This is a genomic window from Halorubrum tibetense (assembly GCF_055396225.1).
Window position 1 is genome coordinate 2,406,598 of sequence record NZ_AP043742.1, and the last position, 18,593, is coordinate 2,425,190.

At 66.3% G+C, this 18,593-nt stretch carries 17 protein-coding genes; 8 read left to right on the plus strand and 9 right to left on the minus strand.

Translation table 11 applies throughout. The features are described from left to right. Window positions 1-74 precede the first annotated feature (74 nt). On the plus strand, window positions 75-2,540 hold the full coding sequence (locus tag ACZ5TV_RS12015) for an alpha/beta hydrolase family protein (protein ID WP_464383884.1): 2,466 nt from the start codon (window positions 75-77) through the stop codon (window positions 2,538-2,540). Window positions 2,541-2,576: 36 nt separating this feature from the next. On the opposite strand, the gene mce is transcribed toward ACZ5TV_RS12015, so the two are convergent. From mce to ACZ5TV_RS12040, 5 genes are all read right to left on the minus strand, one after another. Next, on the minus strand, window positions 2,577-2,963 hold the full coding sequence (gene mce, locus ACZ5TV_RS12020) for a methylmalonyl-CoA epimerase (RefSeq protein WP_379781629.1): 387 nt from the start codon (window positions 2,961-2,963) through the stop codon (window positions 2,577-2,579). An 87-nt stretch (window positions 2,964-3,050) separates the two neighbouring features. After that, window positions 3,051-4,208 carry a glycosyltransferase family 2 protein gene (locus ACZ5TV_RS12025; RefSeq protein ID WP_379781640.1) on the minus strand — a complete coding sequence of 386 codons (1,158 nt, stop codon included), beginning with the start codon at window positions 4,206-4,208 and terminating at the stop codon, window positions 3,051-3,053. A gap of 184 nt (window positions 4,209-4,392) precedes the next feature. After that, the gene (locus ACZ5TV_RS12030; protein WP_379781631.1) at window positions 4,393-5,079 is read right to left on the minus strand and encodes a hypothetical protein; all 687 of its coding nucleotides are present in this window, start codon (window positions 5,077-5,079) and stop codon (window positions 4,393-4,395) included. Window positions 5,080-5,184: 105 nt separating this feature from the next. Continuing rightward, window positions 5,185-5,400, minus strand: coding sequence for a hypothetical protein (locus tag ACZ5TV_RS12035; RefSeq protein WP_379781633.1), 216 nt, complete (start codon window positions 5,398-5,400; stop codon window positions 5,185-5,187). Between the two features lie 155 nt (window positions 5,401-5,555). Continuing rightward, window positions 5,556-6,356 (minus strand): glycoside hydrolase family 16 protein, encoded by an 801-nt coding sequence (locus ACZ5TV_RS12040; protein WP_379781635.1) that lies wholly within the window; start codon window positions 6,354-6,356, stop codon window positions 5,556-5,558. Window positions 6,357-6,635: 279 nt separating this feature from the next. Between ACZ5TV_RS12040 and ACZ5TV_RS12045 the strand changes: the two genes are divergently transcribed. Beyond that, window positions 6,636-7,091: a universal stress protein gene (locus ACZ5TV_RS12045; RefSeq protein ID WP_379781637.1), complete on the plus strand. Its 456-nt coding sequence runs from the start codon at window positions 6,636-6,638 to the stop codon at window positions 7,089-7,091. Window positions 7,092-7,194: 103 nt separating this feature from the next. Further along, entirely contained in the window at window positions 7,195-7,584 is a 390-nt protein-coding gene (locus tag ACZ5TV_RS12050) for a DUF4870 domain-containing protein (RefSeq protein ID WP_379781639.1), read from the plus strand. Between the two features lie 20 nt (window positions 7,585-7,604). Here the strand turns inward: ACZ5TV_RS12050 and ACZ5TV_RS12055 are convergent, their stop codons facing one another. Then, complete coding sequence (locus tag ACZ5TV_RS12055; protein ID WP_464383885.1) at window positions 7,605-8,480, minus strand: DUF8054 domain-containing protein; 876 nt, start codon at window positions 8,478-8,480, stop codon at window positions 7,605-7,607. Window positions 8,481-8,550: 70 nt separating this feature from the next. Beyond that, window positions 8,551-8,988: a hypothetical protein gene (locus ACZ5TV_RS12060; RefSeq protein ID WP_379779300.1), complete on the minus strand. Its 438-nt coding sequence runs from the start codon at window positions 8,986-8,988 to the stop codon at window positions 8,551-8,553. Window positions 8,989-9,262: 274 nt separating this feature from the next. Between ACZ5TV_RS12060 and ACZ5TV_RS12065 the strand changes: the two genes are divergently transcribed. From ACZ5TV_RS12065 to ACZ5TV_RS12080, 4 genes are read left to right on the plus strand one after another with little or no spacing between them, the layout of a single operon-like run. Continuing rightward, entirely contained in the window at window positions 9,263-10,705 is a 1,443-nt protein-coding gene (locus ACZ5TV_RS12065) for a substrate-binding domain-containing protein (RefSeq protein ID WP_379779302.1), read from the plus strand. Between the two features lie 15 nt (window positions 10,706-10,720). Beyond that, window positions 10,721-11,743, plus strand: a complete 1,023-nt coding sequence (locus tag ACZ5TV_RS12070; RefSeq protein ID WP_379779304.1) for a carbohydrate ABC transporter permease — start codon at window positions 10,721-10,723, stop codon at window positions 11,741-11,743. After that, window positions 11,743-12,780 carry a carbohydrate ABC transporter permease gene (locus ACZ5TV_RS12075; RefSeq protein ID WP_379779306.1) on the plus strand — a complete coding sequence of 346 codons (1,038 nt, stop codon included), beginning with the start codon at window positions 11,743-11,745 and terminating at the stop codon, window positions 12,778-12,780. The genes ACZ5TV_RS12070 and ACZ5TV_RS12075 overlap by 1 nt, the downstream gene beginning before the upstream one ends. A gap of 4 nt (window positions 12,781-12,784) precedes the next feature. Then, window positions 12,785-13,912: an ABC transporter ATP-binding protein gene (locus ACZ5TV_RS12080; protein ID WP_379779308.1), complete on the plus strand. Its 1,128-nt coding sequence runs from the start codon at window positions 12,785-12,787 to the stop codon at window positions 13,910-13,912. Between the two features lie 71 nt (window positions 13,913-13,983). On the opposite strand, the gene ACZ5TV_RS12085 is transcribed toward ACZ5TV_RS12080, so the two are convergent. Further along, window positions 13,984-15,768: an alpha-glucosidase gene (locus ACZ5TV_RS12085; RefSeq protein ID WP_379779310.1), complete on the minus strand. Its 1,785-nt coding sequence runs from the start codon at window positions 15,766-15,768 to the stop codon at window positions 13,984-13,986. A 95-nt stretch (window positions 15,769-15,863) separates the two neighbouring features. Further along, complete coding sequence (locus ACZ5TV_RS12090) at window positions 15,864-16,934, minus strand: TrmB family transcriptional regulator (RefSeq protein ID WP_379779312.1); 1,071 nt, start codon at window positions 16,932-16,934, stop codon at window positions 15,864-15,866. Window positions 16,935-17,234: 300 nt separating this feature from the next. Here ACZ5TV_RS12090 and ACZ5TV_RS12095 point away from each other — a divergent pair, with 300 nt between their 5' ends. Then, complete coding sequence (locus ACZ5TV_RS12095; RefSeq protein WP_379779314.1) at window positions 17,235-18,590, plus strand: glycoside hydrolase family 68 protein; 1,356 nt, start codon at window positions 17,235-17,237, stop codon at window positions 18,588-18,590. Window positions 18,591-18,593: the final 3 nt, after the last annotated feature.

Genomic DNA, 18,593 nt, shown 5'->3' on the forward strand with positions numbered 1-18,593 from the left:
TGGTACTCGAGGGCGGCCGTCTCGACGGTTCCGGCTCCCGAACGTATTTGCGCCGGCCCCCGCTGGGTGGGGACATGTCGGAACTTCCCTTGGAGGCGTACTACGATCTCACGCAGGTCGGCGAGCTCGCGGTCTCGCCGGACGGCGACCGCGTCGCGTTCACCACCACCGAGTACGACGAACGCGCCGACGAGTCGGTCGGGTCGCTGTTCGTCGCCCCGACGGACGGCTCGCGGGACCCACACCGGCTGACCCGCGTCGACGGCGCGGGGAGCCCGGCGTGGGGTCCCGACGGCGACCGACTCGCGTTCATCGCCGCCCGCGACGAGGACGCGGAGCGCCGCGTCGGGCGGGGCGGGGGCGAAGGCGACGCCGACGAGACGGCCGAGGAGGACGGCGACGCGGCGGACGAGTCGGAGAGCGCGGACGCCGGTGGTTCGGACGACGAGGACAGCGACGGCGGGGCCGGCGACGACGAGGCCGGCGACGGCGACGACCCCACGCCCCAGGTCTGGCTGTTCGACCTCGCGCTCGGCGGCGACGCCCGGCAGCTGACCGACCGCGAGCACGGCGTTTCCGAGTTCGACTGGTCGCCAGACGGCGATCGGATCGTCGTCGCGGCCGACGACCCGACCGACGCGCAACGCGAGTACCGCGACGCCCGGGAGGAGGGGGGACCGATCGAGACCACGCGCCTCCAGCACAAACTGGACGGCGTCGGCTGGACCGACGAGGTCCGCCCGTACCTCTTCGTCGTCGACGTCGAGACGGGGGCGGAACGGCGGCTCGACGACGCCTACGGCGGGGGTGCGTTCCAGGGGCTCGCCGGGATGGAACCCGACTGGGGCGCGGAGGGGTACATCGCGTTCACCTCGTGCCGGCTGGAGAACCCCGACGACACGACCGTTCGCGACGTGTACGCGATCGATCCGGACGAGACGGACGCGTCGGTCGAGGCGGACGAGGCGGACGAGACGGACGCGGCGGCCGAGGCGGACGAGGCGGACGGCCCGGAGGCCGTGCGGCTCACCGACGGCGAGCTCGGCTGTTCGAACCCGACCTGGCGCGGGGACGGAACCCTCGGGTTCGTCGCCGGACACCCGGAGAACTGGTCACGCCCCGACGAGCTGTTCGTCGGCGACGCGTTCGGCGGCGACGACCCTGCCGGCTCCGACCCCGACCCGGACGCGACGTTCGCGTCGGTCACGGGGGAGCTCGACCGGACGGTCGCCCGCGGCGGCGGCGTCGACTGGATCGGCGACGCGGTGCTCACGACGATCGCGGACCACTCGCGGACCCGTCTCGTCCGCGCGACGGCCGACGGCGAGGTCGCCCGCCTGTTCGACGCTCAGGGCGACCAGCGGGCGGTCGCGGGCGTCGACGTCGCCGCCGACGGGAGCACGGTGGCGCTCGTCCTCTCGGACCCGACGGCGGGGACGGACGTGTTCGCGCTCGACGCGGCCGACCTCGTCGACCCGGCGACGGCTCCGGCCACGGGCGATCGACAGTCCCCGACTCCGGACCCGTACGACCCGATCGCCGCCGCCGAGGGCGAGGAAACGGCGTCGTTCCCGAACGAACCCGACTCGTTCGTCCGCGTCTCCGCGACCAACGACGCGCTCGTGGGGTCGCACCCCATGCCCGAGGTCGAGCGAGTTACCTGGGAGTCCGAGGGGTGGGCGCTCGACGGCGTGGTGTACCACGACCCCGAGGTCGACCCGACGGACGGCCCGCATCCGCTCGTGGTCGCGATCCACGGGGGGCCGATCTCCTACGACGAGCCGGTGTTCTCGTTCGCCCACGCCGCCCTGACGAGCCGGGGGTACGTCGTCTTCCGACCGAACTACCGCGGCGGCTCCTCGCGGGGGCGGGCGTTCTCCGAGGAGCTGCGCGGCGCGTGGGGCACCGCGGAGGTCACCGACATCGCCGCCGGGGTCGAGTCGCTCGTCGACCGCGGCGTCGCGGACCCCGACCGGGTGTTCGGCTACGGCTTCTCGTACGGCGGGATCGCCCAGGGGTTCCTCGTCACGCAGGAGCCCGACCTGTTCACGGCGGCCGCGCCGGAACACGGCATCTACGACCTGCGGTCGGCGTTCGGCACCGACGACACCCACGTCTGGATCGAGAACGAGTACGGGCTCCCGTGGGAGGAGCCGGAGGCGTTCGACGCCTCCTCGGCGATCCTCGACGCGGGGGCGATCGAGACCCCGCTGCTCGTGATGGCCGGCGGGAACGACTGGCGGTGTCCGCCCACCCAGTCCGAACAGCTGTACGTCGCCGCGAAGAAGGGCGGAACCGACGCGAAGTTGGTCGTGTACCCGGAGGAACACCACAACATCGGGGACCCCGACCGCGCGATCCACCGGCTGGAGTCGATCCTCGATTGGTACGAGACGCACGATCCGGCGATCGACGGCAGGGACACGGACGGTGACGCCGCCGCCGACGCGGCCACTGCCGACGGCGATGCGGATGCCGACGACGACACGGGTGCCGACGACGCGGATGCCGACGACGACCGCCGTCACGGCCAGTCATGACCTGACGGGCCGGAACGTACCGACGACCGTCCGTCGCTACTGCTCGACGAGCTCGACGAGCACGCCGGCGGTCGATCGGGGGTGGAGGAACGCCACCTCGTGGCCCCACGCGCCGGGGCGTGGCTCCTCGTCGACGAGGTCGACACCGAGCTCCCGGGCCCGGTCTAGCGCTCCCGGGAGGTCGTCGGTCGCGAGGGCGACGTGGTGGATACCCGGTCCCTCGCGGTCGAGGTAGTCGGCGATCGTCCCGTCCGACTCGGGTTCCAGCAGCTCGAAATACCCACCGTCATCGAGTTCGAGGAAGACGACACGCATCCCGTCGAACGTCTCCTCGTGAGCGACGGGCGTGTCGAGCAGGTCGGCGAACAGATCGGCGAGCGTCGCGGCATCGCGCGTGGCGATCCCGACGTGATCGAAGCGCATACGGTGTGGATCACCCCCCGTCGGTTTATAATAGGCGACGAGATCCCCTACGACGATACCCGCATGCCGCCGCAAACGAGCACGCCGTCAGAGCCGTCGTGGATCCAACGGCATGTCGTTCGATTCCTGGTCGATGGTTTCCTCGAGATCGCCGTCCGAGTCCCTGAACGTCGGGTGGGACCGCTCGATGCGCTCCGCCGTGACCTTCGGAGTCACGGTAAACGCTCGCGTCGGTGAGAGGAATCCCCACAGTGCGCCGACCGTGTTCAACAACACGATCGGGATCGTGAGGACCACCGCGAGCGTCGTCGTCCCGACTCCGAACCCGTACACGGACGCCCCGACCCAGGTGACGAAGTGGAGGAACACGAGCATCACGAGCACCAGCCAGTCGACGTACGTTCCGGCCAGCACCGTCACGCCGGGGACGAGCGTCGTCAGCGCCCCCAAGATCACGATAAGCGGGGAGAGCGCCCACACCACCGCTCGGACGCTGATCAGCGCCCGGTACGTGGGCGGGAGCATGTTGCCGTCCTCGCGGGTCCCGGACATCCACCGTCGTCGCTGCCGTATCATGCCGCGAATCGAGGGTGGTGCCTGATTTCGGAACCTCGTGTCGACGACCGACATCGATATCCCGAGTTCCGCGGCCGCCGTCCAGACGAAGGCCGTGTCTTCCGTGATCGTGCGCCGGTCCCACGTGACCTGTTCTTCGACCGAGCGTCGGATCGCGATACCGCCTCCCCACACGTACAGTGGATAGGCGAACCGAGCGAACGCCCGCTGTTCGCACTGGTAGCCGATCCGGAACACCTCACAGAGATACGCCCACCGTGACCCAGTATACAGGGGCAGTTCCGTGAACTGGACGACGTCGTCGTCAGGGAGACCCTCGAACTCCGTGACGAGCGTGTCCTCGTCGAGAAAGAGGACGTACTCCTTGCGGCACGGAACGTGACGCCGGGCCCATTCGAGGGCTCGGCCCTTGTGCCCGGCAGCACACTCGAAATCGTCCGGCACGACGTGGACCGTCGCCCCCTCGACGTCGATCGGTGCTTCGGCGATAACGTGTACGTCCGTTACCGCCTCGGGAAGCGTATTGACCGTCGTCTGAACGATGTCCGCCGCCGCGATCGTCGAGATCCGCACCTGCACGTCACCGGGCCCCCACTCGAACGCAGACTCGTCGCTCTCCTTCCCAGGAGCAAGCACCGACGTCTCGAACAGCCAGAAGGCTGCGGACATGCCATAAACGAGGACGACGAGCGTGAGTAGAACCGAGAGGACCGAAACGACGGAGATCAATACCAACACACTATATCCGAGAAAGATATACTTACCGGACAGACACACATTCCAAATTTGTTATATGAAAACACGTAGCGGCAACACTCCTCGGGGAACGGGACCTCCTCAGTGGGTCGCAGATTCACTCCGGTCGGACGAGGAGGTCACCGGTCGGTCCCCATCGGCGGCGCTGTGACGGGTCAACGCCGTAATCGAACGACGCGGGCGTCGTGTGCCAGTCCGCGCGGTGGAACGCGGTGGCGACCGCCCCCGTCGCCTCGTGGTAGTCCGTTCCCACGTGGGTACGGAGACTCCCGACGTCCTTGTGTGCCTGTCCGACGACGCCAACCACTTCCCCTCGGTCACGAACGTCCCAGAGGTAGACGTGATACCCGATCGCTCCACCCGGCTTCCGGCGCAGAAACGGGTATCGATAGCTCGCGAGCGGCCGGCGGAAGCCGGCGAGGTCGGCGTCCCAGACGAACTGGGTGGGCGATTCGTGAAACGGCCAGTAGCGGTCGACCAAGCGAACGATCGGAGACCATCGTGGGTTGTACCGAAACACGTCTCTCACCGCCTCGACATCGGCGTCGGTCTCACCGAAACCTATCCGAACGTTCACCGGCATCGTCGGAACCGCGCGCCCGCCCACGTTCTCGGAGGAAACGAGCGGATAGCGGCCATCCATTCTCATGGTGGACGGTGAGCCGTCATCAGGGGATCCGCGAGAGGTAGTGACCGACCGATCCAGACAGCCCGACAGTCCGGCCGCGACCCCGACGGCCGTCGCTCCGGAGAGCAGCTCCCGCCGTGTCATCCCGGAGTCCATTACAGGGAACGTATGCGACGGCTGATAGATGTAGGTGACGACCCACGGACTCCCCGGAGTTCGCTCGGGCAGGATCCGTGCCTCCACTCGGACGGGAACCGGCCACTACTCCTCCGTGTTGTACCGAGGCCCTTCCGCCGACCGCCCCTGTAACCAGAAGAACACGGTGAGCGGTACGAGGCCGAAGAGGAGTAGTACCAACAGGACCAGCTCGACCTCCGAGAGCGACACGCCTTCGCTCGCCATTGAGAGCGGATCCGCGGCGAGCGCGGACGCGGCCAGGTCGAACACCACGACGACGATCAACACGAGCGTGGCCACGAGAACGGTACCACCGGCCGCTCGAATAGCCGTTCCGCGCATATCAACACTGAGCGCTCGGGGGTAAAAGTACCACCGCCGGTGAAAAGTGGACCCGAACGCTACGGGTGAGCGATCCCGGCCGTCCGCCGAGCGAGCTCAGGGGAGCGCCGAACTCACGGAACGAACCTCGACACCTCGACCCAGTCGATAACGAGATGTTCCGTCCACGCCCGTTCGAGGTCGGCACGACCGATCCGGTTCACGTGGTTCGAGAACACGAGTCCGAATGGCCGGGCAGCGGGCGCGGTCAGCGTGGCCGTCATCTCCGGCGGCGACGACCGTGTCAGCATGTGATCGCCGTTGAAGTACCACTCGATCCGGTCTTCGAACCACGCACACCCGTACCTGTTGAACCCCTCGGTGAGGTCGACCCCGACGTCTATCGGCGACGGGGTGTGTTCGTGTGTGTCCTGATCGCCGGGCTGCCCGGACTCGCTCCAGTGGACGTCGACGTTCATGGTCCGCCGTTCGGCCCTGGGATCTACTCCGCGGTGAAACAGTTCCACGATGTTGATCTCCGGGGGCCAGTTTGTGTTCGCCGGATGCATCCAGAACGCGGGCAACACCCCTGTCCGGCCGGGGAGCAGGATCCGTGCCTCGACGTACTGGCCCGGGACCGGATCGATGGGAATACCGACCGACGGGTGGTGTTCCATTCCGCCCACGCTCGAATTGATAACGCCTTGATAACAGCCCGCGGGCCCCGTTCCTCGTGACTCGATAGTCAGGACACACTGTCCGTCCTCGACTGATACGTGCTCACCGCTCACACTCGCGTCGTCGTCCGGGATCCACTCCTCGCGGTCGATAAACCCGACACCCCACCGCCGCGGATCGAACTCCTCCCACTCCTCTCGTAGCACGGTCGTCCAGTCCCCCTCCGGCCCGTCACGTGTCGTCTCACCTTCGCTCATGGATCCCTCACGATGGCCTCCGAGACAGCCCGAACAAGCAGCTGTTCCCAACGCGGTGAGAACGGCTCGGCGGTCTACGGGAGTGGGGCGCACCGTTCGACGCTACCACGGCTCCACGTATTAATCCCTACGGCGAACCGACATTCGCGAGCTGGATGACGCCGTATTCGGCCTGTAAACCCCGATCAAATACGGAACAGTGGTCGATGCATGAATAATTATTCGGAACTGAGTAAACTTCTCGAAAGAGTTATCCGGCCACGGGCCGTATTAAGCGACATGAGCATGGATACGATACTGGTCGCCGTCGGCGGGGACGACGAGGACAGGCTCGACGGGTTGGCCCGGACGGTCATCGATCTGGCAGAAGGGACAGGAGCGACAGTCGCGATCGGCCACATCTTCGGGAAAGAGGAGTACGATCGCGCGAAGACGGACCTGGACTTCGACCCAGACAGCGAGGTGACGCCAGACGTCGTCGCGAAACGTCACGTCACGGTCCGGCAGCTGGGCGACGCGATCGCCGAGGCCGGCCTGGCGTTCGACTGGTACGGCCGTATCGAGAACGGCGAGACGAAAGGCGAGCGGATCGTCAGCCTTGCGACGGAGCTCGACGCCGACCTCGTGGTCGTCGGCGGACGGGACCGCTCCCCGGCTGGTAAGGCCGTGTTCGGTTCGACCGCACAGGAAGTGATGCTGAACGCTCCTTGCCCGGTGACGTTCGTCCGCGGGTAGGACCCGCGGACAGTCTCCCCGCTGCGGTGCGCTTCCATCACCGCGTTCTCACCTGACTTTCGCAACCGCAAACGTTCAGTAGCGGCGCTCGCCAAGTGGGGGTATGTCCCGTTCCGCCGCCGATGTCGACGCCGGCGACGAGGCGACGACCACGCTCGGGTTGCCGGCCAACCTCGCCGGCGCGATGAGCTACTCGCTGACGTTCGTGACCGGACTTGCCTTCTACCTCCTCGAAGAGGACGAGTTCGTCAGGTTTCACGCGGCACAGAGTACGATCACGTTCGGCGGGCTGTTCTCGGTGAGCCTCCTGTTCTCGCTTCTGGAGCCCTTCGTCGCAGCAGTTTCAGGGACCGTCGCCGCCGTCCTCTCTGTGATCGCGTTCGTGGTCGCGGTGGTGGCCGTCGGGCTCTGGATCGGGTTGATGTTCTCGGCGTATCGGGGGAGACGGACCGCGGTTCCGGTCGTCGGACGCGTCGTCGACGGATACATATAAGCCTCGTTCGGGGTCGCCCGTCACTCCGGCGGGTACGAGTGGACCACCGCGTCGCAGTCCGCACAGGCGAGCACCGGTTGGTCTGGCGTCCGGCGGGGCGCGCCGGGCCCGCCACAACATCGCTGGAACGTCGTCTCAACGACCGACCCCCCACACGCCGGACACGTGTCGAGGAACTCTCGGAGGGGGCGGGCGGCCGCCGGCGCGACCGCTTCCGGCACCCCGTTGTTCCGGAGCGTCTCGACGGCGGCGGCCTCGGCGATCGCGACCGCGCGGTCCAGCCAGGCGTCGCTGTCCCCGGCGAGAAGCACACGGTCGCCGTGAGCTGATCCCTCGACGTCCGAGAACGAGGCTGCCGCCGTCCGAGCGGCGAGCTCGGGACCGGAGAGCGCCCGGAGCTCCGCCATCCGATCGAGCCACGCGTCGTAGAACCCGTCCGCGAGGACGAGCCTGTCCCCGTCTGCGACGACGACGCCGGCCTCAAGGAGCGTCTCGAACACTGTCTCCGGGTCGATGCCCCGGTCCGGCGTTAGCGCGATCGAGTCCGAATCGCCTGCTGCCGGGCCGTGTCCGAACTCGACCGGCAGCGGCTCGGCGAGTCGCGGAGCGAATCGGGGGGTCCCGGGAACGACGTACCCGCGGAGCCAGATCGAGAGCGCGCCGATCGCGCCGATCACGACGCCGAGCCGTCGGTCACGCCGCGACGCGGCCGCAACGGCGACGAGGACGAGAACCGAGTTGAGGGCCGTACACGGGATACATCGGTTCTCGCCGGTGTACGCCGATCGGCGAAGCGGTTCGATGGCGTCGTCAAGTACCCCGACGCGGTCGCGAAGCGACTCGATGGCGTCGTCGAGCCCTTCGTCTCGGTCGCGGTCGATCAGGGAGCGGAACACGGATGAGATAGACGACCTGGACCGTATAAATACGTGTGCGACAGCGGCTTCGGTATCGAGTTCCGGTCGGTCACATCCGCGCTGCGGGCTTCCGCAGCGGGTCCCCGTAGACGGCACGATACACGCGCGGGAACGCCGCGAGACCGAGCGGCTGGACGACCCCGCCAGCGAGCGCCACCCAGAGCGTGCCGAGCTCGATCGCGACGGCGGCGACGCCGAGGGTCGCCGCGAGGAACAGCACGCTGAAGTAGCCGACGCGGAGGGGGATCGACGTCAGCTCCGACCGACGTGGCCACATGCCGGTATCGACCGTCTTCGTTCGGAGAGCGGCGATCGCGACGCTCCCGGTGGCGATCGCGAGGAGTCCGGCGATCGGGATCGCGTCCGGATACCGTTCCTGAAGCACAAGCAACGCCGCGAACGCCGGTGAAGAGAGCACCGCGAGCTCCATCCCGCCGAAGAACACCTGCTCTACCGACCCGAGAAGCCGACGCGTGCGATTACCCATCGTTTCGGAGATCCATGAGGCTCGTTCGATTGGGTACTGGCTATGGGTGCTATTCAAACCCCCGAAAGGGCGATAACCGCAGTCGAGGGGCGGTCGACGTCCCCGGGTGATCCCGGGTGTGTCCCGTCGACGGAGTCGTAACGAACGAGCATACTCCCTGTGGCGCTCAAGCAACTCCGGCCGTCCCGATCCGTCGTTGAGGCTGTTTGTCGGGATCGTCTGTTTGAATTAATCCCATGATTATATGTGGGGGTAATCTGTAACAACACCCGTGATGAGTAATACCGAAAACGATCACACAGAGGGGTCGCGGAGCGTCTCGCGAAGACGGTTCATGCAAGCAACCGGTGTCGCCGGCGTGACGGCCGGCGTCGCTGGCTGTCTTGGTGACGACGACGAGGCAGTCCAGATCACGATGGACGGCGAATGGACCGACATCGAGGACGATGTCATCCAGGCGCTGTACGACGCCGGCCTCGACGAGGATATCGAGGTCGACATCCTCTCCGGCGACTTCGAGACGGGTGCACGGCAGGCGGACTTCACGTCCGCGCTCGACGCGGGGCGTTCCCGGCCGGACATCTTCATGATGGACTCGGGTTGGACGATCCCGTTCGTCGTCCGCGAGCAGCTCGTCAACCTCAGCGAGGAGCTCTCCTCGGACACCGTCGACTACGTCCAGGACAGCTACCTCTCGGCGGCCGTTGACACCGCGAGCCACCCGGAGACCGGCGACCTGTACGGGCTCCCCCTGTTCCCGGACTACCCGATGATCCACTACCGCAAGGACCTCGTCGAGGAGGCGGGATACGACCCGGACGGCGAGAACTGGGCCACGGAGCCGATGTCTTGGCAGGAGTTCGCCGAGGTCGTCGCCGACGTCTGGGACCAGAACCCCGACATGGAGTACGGTTTCACGACGCAGGGTGACAACTACGAGGGGACCTCCTGTTGTGCGTTCAACGAGATCATGACGTCGATGGGAGGTGCGTACTTCGGCGACCATGAGAACCTCTTCGGGCCGGTCGGCGACCGACCCATCACGGTCGACGAGGAACCCGTCCACGAGACGCTCCGGATGATGCGGTCGTTCATGTACGGCCCCGACGCGGAGGACGCGCATCCGGACTTCCCGCAGATCACGACCTCGGACCTCGTCGAGTTCACCGAGGAGCCGTCGCGCGAGCCGTTCACCGGCGGTAACGCGATCTTCCATCGCAACTGGCCGTACGTCATCCCGATCAATGCGACCGACGCCGCCTTCGACTTCGAGGACCACGCGGTCATGCCGATGCCGTACGGCGTCGAGGAGGGTGAGGGTGCGCACGCGGGCACCGGCGGCACTCAGCACGCGCTCGGCGGCTGGCATCTCACTGTCAATCCGAACACGCCGCGGCTGGACGAGTCGCTTCAGGTCCTCGAGGCGTTCGCGAACGAGAACGTGATGCTCACGAACTTCGAGGAGGGCGGGTACATCCCCCCGGACCCGTCGGTGACTCAGGGTGCGGACCCCGACGCGTTGGACAACCTCGGACGCTTCCTCGACACGATCGCGGTCGCGGGCGAGAACACGGTCGCACGGCCCGTGACGACCGCGTGGCCGGAGCAGTCGCCGCTGATCTCCTCGGAGATCCACGACGCGTACACGGGTGAAAAGACTCCCGAGGAAGCGATGTCGGACCTCGAGAGCGCGCTCGAACAGGCGGAACAGCAGTAACCCGGGTGAACGGGGATGTCATCAGACACGGGATCTGGCGGGGCGGGGGGTGGTGAGACCGGAACGCGTCTGCTCGCACGGCCGCTCAACTGGCTCGAGACGCAGACCGAACAGGTGTACGCCTACGTCCTGCTGCTTCCGGCGTTCCTGCTGCTCGCGGCGATCGCGTTCTATCCGCTGATACAAACGTTCCGGTTCTCGCTGCTCCGCGACGAGGTCGATCAGGCCGACCCGTTCGGCGCGTTCGTCGGGTTGGACAACTACGTCGACCTGCTGACGGGGTCGGCACGCGTCCCACGACAGTTCGTCGATGTCGCGTTCACGAGCGGGTTCCCGTTCATCGAGCTCGGGACTCCGTTCTTCCGGCAGGCGCTGCTGGTGACGCTCGCGTTCGCGATCATCAGCGTCCTCTTCGAGACCCTGATCGGCTTCGGGCAGGCGCTCGTGATCGACAAGGAGTTCTACGGTCGTCGGTGGGTCCGGGTCGCGATCATCATCCCGTGGGCCATCCCCATCGTCATTCAGGGAATGATCTTCTTCCTGCTGTTCAACCCGACCATCGGGTTCGGTGCCGACTTCATGCAGTGGCTCGGCGTGTTCGGCGACAACCCGCTGGCGAGCAGCTCCGACTCGTTCCTGATCGTGTTGGTCGCCGACATCTGGAAGACGGCGGCGTTCATGGCACTGCTGATCCTCGCCGGACTCCAGAGCATCGATCGCGGGCTCTACGACGTCGCGAAGGTGTCGGGGGCGTCGCCGTGGCAGCGGTTCAAGTACATCACGCTGCCGCTTGTCGCCCCGGCGCTCATCGTCGCGATGCTGTTCCGGACGATGGACGCGATGCGGATCTACGGGCTCATCGACGCGACCGCTGGCTGTCAGACGGTTCCGTCGTTGACCTGTCTCGTGATCATCTCGCTCAACCAGACCCGACGATGGGCGACCGCCTCCGCGGTCGCGTTCCTCACCGCGGTCGTGATCGGCGTGTTCGTCGCCGTCTACTTGATCGGGCTCCGTGACACGGAGGGTGGTCTCTGATGAGCGGACGCGACGACGTCGAGCTGGGCGAGATGGGGCGCGCCGAGGAGCCGGATCTCGACCGCGGCGTGGTCGAGGCGTGGGCCGCGCGGATGATCTCGAATCCGGACCGTGCGTACAAGGCAGCGTTCTACACGGCGACGGTGTTCTTCCTCGTCACCACGCTGTTCCCGTTCTACTGGCTGTTCATGGTGGCGCTCACGCCCCGAGCACAGCTCGGCAGCACCGGCGTGCTCACTCCCGGCGGGACGCCACGAGGGGAGGTCGACCTACCCCTGATCGACGCGACGCTCGGGTATCCGACCGGACTGCCGGCGGATATCAACGTGCTCGCGTTCGTCGAGATCTTCCAGCGGCTCCCGTTCCACCGGTACGTGTTCAACAGCTTCCTGATCGCGACGGTGGCGACGGTCGCGGTGTTGCTCGTTGCGAGCCTCGCCGGCTACGTGTTCGGCCGGCTCCGGTTCCGCGGAAAGAACGTGTTGCTGTTGGGCGTCCTCGTTACGTCCTTCTTCCCGCCCGCGGCCTTCTTCGTGCCGCTAAACCGGCTGTTCAACACGAACATCGACGTCCTGCGACCGCTGATGCAGGACGGATCGCTGTACAACACGCCACACGCCATCTTCATCCCGCTGTCGGCGATCTTCCTGCCGCTGTCGATCTTCATCCTCATGACGTTCTACGCACAGATCCCCGACGGGTTGGAGGACGCGGCACGCGTCGAGGGGACGACCCGGCTCGGCGCGCTGTTCCGGGTGATCGTGCCGCTGTCGGCACCCGGCGTCGCGACCGCCGGCGTGTTGACGTTCATCTCGGTGTACAACGAGTACTTCTTCTCCTCGCTGATGACGGACGGCAGCCCGGAGAACTGGGCACCGATGCTGGAGGGCGTCCTCCGGTTCCAGGGGGAGTTCGAAGTGCTGTTCAACCTCATGGCGGCCGCCAGTATCGTCGCGGTGTTACCCGTCGCGATACTGGTGATCGTGGCACAGGAGAAGATCGTGAGCGGACTCACCGCGGGCGCACTCAAGGAGTAAATCAATGGCATCAGTCACACTAAACGGCATCACGAAACGGTACGGGGACGAGATCGCGGTCGACGACATGAACCTGGAGATCAACGACGGGGAGTTCGTTACCTTCGTCGGCCCCTCCGGGTGCGGCAAGTCGACGACCATGCAGACGATCGCCGGGCTCACGATCCCCACTGAGGGATCGGTCGAGATCGGCGGGCGGGACGTGACGAACCTCCCGCCGAAAGACCGGGGGATATCGATGGTGTTCCAGAACATCGCGCTGTTCCCCCACATGGACGTGTACGACAACATCTCCTTCGGGCTCCGCTTGCGGAAGTACGACCAGGAGGAGGTCGACCGCCGGGTCGAGGAGGCGGCCGACGTCGTCCAGCTCGGGGGGATGATGGACCGGATGCCCGAGGAGATGTCCGGCGGCCAGCGCCAGCGCGTCGCGATCGCCAGAGCGATCGTCCGGGAGCCGGAGGTGTTCCTGATGGACGAGCCGCTTGCGAACCTCGACGCCGAGCTGAAGGTCCACATGCGGACGCAGCTCCAGCGGCTCCACCGTAAGCTCGACACCACCATCATCTACGTCACCCACGACCAGGCGCAAGCGATGACGATGTCCGACCGGATCGCCGTGATCGACTCGGGCGAGCTCCAGCAGGTCGACCCGCCGCTGAAGTGTTACAACGAGCCGGACAACCTGTTCGTCGCCGGCTTCATCGGGTCGCCAGCGATGAACTTCATCGAGGGGCAGGTGACGACGGACGGGTTCGAATCCCGTTACACCGACCTCTCGTTCGACCCCGACATCCAGGGGGTCGACGTGGGACAGGACGTGACCGTCGGTGTCCGACCGGAGAACATCCATCTCGCCGCCGAACGCGACAAGGCGGAGGAGCCGACGCGCCCGCTCGAGGCGATCGTCGACGTCATCGAGCCGATGGGCGATAAGGTGTTCGCGTACCTGCTGTCCGACGAAAGCGTCGAGGCCAGCGCCGAGGGCCGTGGCGAGGGACAGCTGTTGATCAACCTCCCGCCGGACACCACGATCCAGGAGGGCGACGACGTCGAGATCGTGCTCGACCGCACGAACGTCCACCTCTTCGATACGGCGAGCGGCGACGCGATCCGGCACGAACTGGCGTAGCCCGGATCTCGGTTTCCGTCCGCTTCCCGTTCCCGTTTCTGCTTGTATTCCTGTTTCTCCCGTACCTGTCGCTACGAGGTCGGAACCCGATAGATAACCGATTCGTACGGGTCGAGCTCGACACGCCGAGGATGCATTGGCGGATCCGCCCGGTTCGCGAGCGCGACCGTGGCGTCGGCGGTCGGAACCGCCTCCGGCGTCTCGAACGCCGTCCTCGACGCCGAGAAGTTACACAGGACCACCAGCTCGTGGTCCGCGCCGTCCAGCGTCCGGCGGATCGCGTACACCGTCTCGTGTTCGGGTGCGAGTAGTTCGAAGTCACCGTACACCAGCACGTCGTCGACGTCGCGGAGCGTGATCAGCTCCCGGTAGTACTCCAGCACCGAGCGGTCGGCACCGATCTGCGCCTCGACGTTCACTTCCGTGTGGTCATCGGCGACGGGGATCCACGGCTCCCCCTCGGTGAAGCCGGCGTGCTCGTCGTCGCTCCACTGCATCGGCGTTCGGGCGTGGTCCCGACTGAACCGTTCGAGCCGGGGGCGAACGGCGTCGAACGGTTCGCCCGCTTCCCGTCGACGGTCCCAGTAGTTGCGTGCCCAGACGTCCCGGAGATCCGTCGGTGACTCGAAGCTGACGTTGCTCATCCCGATCTCTTCGCCCTGATAGACGAACGGCGTCCCCCGGTGCCCGTGGATACAGGTCGCGAGCATCGTTGCCGACTCGTAGCGGAACCGCTCGTCGCCGAACCGCGAGAGCCCGCGAGGCTGGTCGTGGTTGCTGTGGTAGAGACTGACCCACGCGCCGCGGTCGACCGCCGCCTGCCACTCGGCCATTACCGATTTGAGCTCCGGGAGCGTCCACTCGCGGGGCTCCCACCGGTCGTGGCGATCGAGGTTCATGTGCTCGAAGAAGATCGTCATGTCGATGGCGTTCGACTCTCGACCGGTCACGTCGATCGCGGTCTCGGGGTCGATCTCGGAACACTCCCCGATCGAGACAGTCTCTTCCCGGCGATCGCCGAACCCCTTTGCCGCCAGCTCGTCGAAGAACTCGTGCATTCTGGGGCCGTTGACGAACTGTTCGGACCCGACGAGGAAGTCGCTCTCGGGATCGCCGTCCGGTAACCCCTCGACTTTGGAGATCAGGTTGATCACGTCGAGACGGAACCCGTCGATGTCGCGTTCGAGCCACCACTGAACGATATCGTACAACTCCTCGCGGACGGTCGGGTTCTCCCAGTTGAGATCCGGCTGTTCAGACGCGAAGAGGTGGAGGTGGTACGATTCGCGCTCCTCGTCGTAGCTCCACGCCGGCCCTTCGAAGTACGACTCCCAGTTGTTCGGGTACTGGTCCCCATCGCGCAAAGTGTTCGGCTCGTCCCTGTCGCTCGCGGTGTCCGGCTCCGTCTCGTCGGCCGCAGCGCTCGGGCCTTCCGGACCGTCACGCCAGATGTAATAGTCGGCGTACTCCCCTTCTCCCGCTCGCGAGCGCTGGAACCAGGCGTGTTGATCGGACGTGTGGTTCAACACGAGATCCATCACGATCCGGATGTCGCGGTCGTGGAGCTCCGACACCAGCCGCTCCCAGTCATCCATCGAACCGTACGCCGGGTCGATGGCGCGGTAATCGGCGACGTCGTACCCGTTGTCGACGTCGGGCGACTCGTACACCGGGTTCAACCAGACGCAGTCGACGCCGAGGTAGTCGAGGTACTCGACCTTCTCGACGATCCCTGGAATGTCGCCGAGCCCGTCGCCGTCGGTGTCGTTGAAGCTGCGCGGATATATCTGGTAGATCACGGCCTCCTTCCACCACGCCGGATCGCTAACCACATTAGTGGTGTCTGATCGGCTCATGTGTCGTGGTACCGAGTCAGGTTATATAGTAGAGACGGTTCAGGACGGGAACCGCTCGCTCCGTCGACACCGACCGATACCCCCCGAGGCTCGTGCTATTGGTCGATCGAGAGGACGGTGAGACGGTGGGCTTCGATCTCCTCGATCATCGCCCCCCAGCCGCCAACCTCGATCGGCCCCTCTTCGGTGTCGACGATGAGGGCGACCTGACCGCCGTAGCTCGCGATCGACCCGAGGTCACGGGGGGAGTCGGTGTCGGTGAGGAGCACGTCACGGACGGTCCCGTCGACGACTCGTTTCTCCCCTGTATCGGTGTCCGCCCCGACGATCCGCACCGTGACCGTGGCTCCCTCTTCGAGCAACGGGAGGACGTCCTGCACGCAGTAGCGGATGTCGGCGTACTCGATCGGCGGGGTGTCGTCGACGTCGGCGTACACTTGTTCCCAGACGTCCCACTGCGTGGTGAGGAAGAACCAGTGGAAGACGTACGTGTGCGTCCGGTCGTCGACGAGCACGCCGTACTCGTTCGTCGACCCCGCATGGGGCGCGAAACACGTCTTCGTGCGGTCGATGATCGCGACGAACGGCGACGGAAGCCGACGGTAGCGGGCCTCCGTACAGACGGTCGCGAGCTCGTCGGCGTCGGGGAGATCCTTCGGGTCGCCGGTGTGCAAGGAGAGGTTGACCTGGACGCCGTCGGCGAGCGCCGCCGCGAGGTCCGGCGCGAACCGGTCGTAGTGGTCGAGATCGAGCGACAGTTGGACTTGGGAGTCAGCCTCGCGGATCGCTTCTTGGGCGTTCTTCAACACCGTCTCGAACTGCTTGACGATGCTGACCGCCGAGGCTTCGAGCTCGGGTTCCGTCCAGCGGCGCTCGATCTCCGAGGCCGCCGTCGTGAACCGTTCGGCCCGCGATTGGAGGTCGCCGATCACGTCGTCCAGGCTGAACGCCCGGGCGTACAGCGACTCCTGTTCGTATATCTCGACGTATCCCTCGTCCTCGAGGTCTCGCAACACGTCGTAGATGCGTTGATCCGGGACGCTGCTCCGGTCGGCGATGGTCGTCGCGGGGGCGGAACCGAGCTCCAACACCGCGACGTACGCGTCGGCCTGATACGGCGAGAGTCCCGCGTCCTCGAGCACCGCGATGAGCTCCGATCGGTCCACGCGGTTACCTCCGGAGGGGAACGGGTACCCGACCACAAGCGGTACGGCCGGGACACCGAGCAGGCGGGGTCTGGTGGCTGTTCGACATTATCGAACATGGGGGTGCCGGACATAAAAAGTATTTATAATCATTCAGGGGACGACGCGGCGGGACGAACGATGGCGGATCGGCACGGATACGGTTCGTTAGTGGCTGAAACCCTCTATCTCCATGCTTCGGTGTAGCGACCGAGACGGGTTCCGATCGTCGAGCGTGGGCGAAGCTGAACGCTTTTACTCTCGGGTGTGAGTAACGTCCATATGACGAATACGCCCGGAGCGAACCCGGACGGCGAGCGTTCTCGATGGCGCCGGGAACACGTAGCGGGGATAGAACGGACGGTTGACACCGTCGCGTCGCCGACGTCGCCACCGGCCGACGATTCCACATCGGCCGACCCCGCATCGGACGTGTACGTCTGGGACACGTGGCTTCTCCGGGGACGGAACGGGGAAATCGCGACGATCGACGGCTGGCAGGTCGCGTTCTCGCTCACGGCGACCCGGGAGCTCCTGCCTGGCGAGCGACACGACGTCGCGGAGATCCGGTGTTTCTACTCGGCGGACGGCCGGACGTGGCACGACGGCGGACCGGTTTTCGACGGCGACGCGCTCGGCCAACGACAGTGGGCCGGCTCCGCGCTGTACGACGACGGCTCGGTGTACCTGTACTACACCGCCGCCGGCGACGACGACGCCGACGAGATGACGTACACCCAGCGGATCGCCGTCGCCCACGGGGGAACCGTCGTCGCGGACGCGGACGGGGTACACGTCGACGGACCGTGGACCCACGAGGTGTTGTTACGGCCCGACGGCGACTGGTACGAGACCAGCGACCAGTCGGAAGGGATGATCTACACCTTCCGTGACCCGTGGTTTTTCGAGGATCCCGCGACCGGGGAGACGTACCTCCTGTTCGAGGCCAACGCCCCCGTCACCGACGCCGATATCGGGGACGAACCCTCGATAGATCCTGCCGCGCGGGAGTTCAACGGCTGCGTCGGGGTCGCCGTCTCGGCAACGGGTGACCCGCTCTCGTGGGAGCTGCAGCCGCCGTTACTGGACGCGATCGGCGTCAACCAGGAGCTCGAACGGCCGCACGTCGTCGTTCACGACGACCGGTACTACCTGTTCGTCTCCAGCCATTTCCACACGTTCGCGCCCGGCGTCTCGGGGTATGACGCCCTCTACGGGTTCGTCTCCGACACCCTCCGCGGGGAGTACCAGCCGCTAAACGGCTCCGGGCTGGTGGTCACGAACCCACCGGACGCGCCGTATCAGGCGTACTCCTGGATGGCGTTCCCACACGCCGAGGAGGTGTTGGTCCAGAGCTTCCTCAACTACCACGACTTCGCCGGCGAGTCGCTCGACGAGGTCGCGGAGTTGCCAGCGGCCGAACAGCGTGACCGATTCGGGGGAACGCTCGCACCGACACTCCGGCTCGCTGTCGACGGTAACCGGACGCGGATCACGGGCGAGCTGGCCCACTGGCGGATCCCTCGAGCCGACGAGGAGCTCTCGCCTCCGAATCGGCGGAATGCCGTCCCCGACCTCGGTGACACTCGCGACCGAGGTGGCTGGGGCGAACGCGAGGGATACGGCGGGTATCAGTAGCTC

Coding starts and splice junctions, on each gene's coding strand:
- ACZ5TV_RS12065 (WP_379779302.1), top strand. CDS start 9,263: ATGAGTAATACCGAAAACGATCACACAGAGGGGTCGCGGAGCGTCTCG.
- ACZ5TV_RS12095 (WP_379779314.1), top strand. CDS start 17,235: ATGACGAATACGCCCGGAGCGAACCCGGACGGCGAGCGTTCTCGATGG.
- ACZ5TV_RS12050 (WP_379781639.1), top strand. CDS start 7,195: ATGTCCCGTTCCGCCGCCGATGTCGACGCCGGCGACGAGGCGACGACC.
- mce (WP_379781629.1), bottom strand. CDS start 2,963: ATGCGCTTCGATCACGTCGGGATCGCCACGCGCGATGCCGCGACGCTC.
- ACZ5TV_RS12075 (WP_379779306.1), top strand. CDS start 11,743: ATGAGCGGACGCGACGACGTCGAGCTGGGCGAGATGGGGCGCGCCGAG.
- ACZ5TV_RS12040 (WP_379781635.1), bottom strand. CDS start 6,356: ATGAGCGAAGGTGAGACGACACGTGACGGGCCGGAGGGGGACTGGACG.
- ACZ5TV_RS12015 (WP_464383884.1), top strand. CDS start 75: ATGTCGGAACTTCCCTTGGAGGCGTACTACGATCTCACGCAGGTCGGC.
- ACZ5TV_RS12085 (WP_379779310.1), bottom strand. CDS start 15,768: ATGAGCCGATCAGACACCACTAATGTGGTTAGCGATCCGGCGTGGTGG.
- ACZ5TV_RS12025 (WP_379781640.1), bottom strand. CDS start 4,208: ATGTCCGCAGCCTTCTGGCTGTTCGAGACGTCGGTGCTTGCTCCTGGG.
- ACZ5TV_RS12070 (WP_379779304.1), top strand. CDS start 10,721: ATGTCATCAGACACGGGATCTGGCGGGGCGGGGGGTGGTGAGACCGGA.
- ACZ5TV_RS12060 (WP_379779300.1), bottom strand. CDS start 8,988: ATGGGTAATCGCACGCGTCGGCTTCTCGGGTCGGTAGAGCAGGTGTTC.
- ACZ5TV_RS12080 (WP_379779308.1), top strand. CDS start 12,785: ATGGCATCAGTCACACTAAACGGCATCACGAAACGGTACGGGGACGAG.
- ACZ5TV_RS12045 (WP_379781637.1), top strand. CDS start 6,636: ATGAGCATGGATACGATACTGGTCGCCGTCGGCGGGGACGACGAGGAC.
- ACZ5TV_RS12030 (WP_379781631.1), bottom strand. CDS start 5,079: ATGGACTCCGGGATGACACGGCGGGAGCTGCTCTCCGGAGCGACGGCC.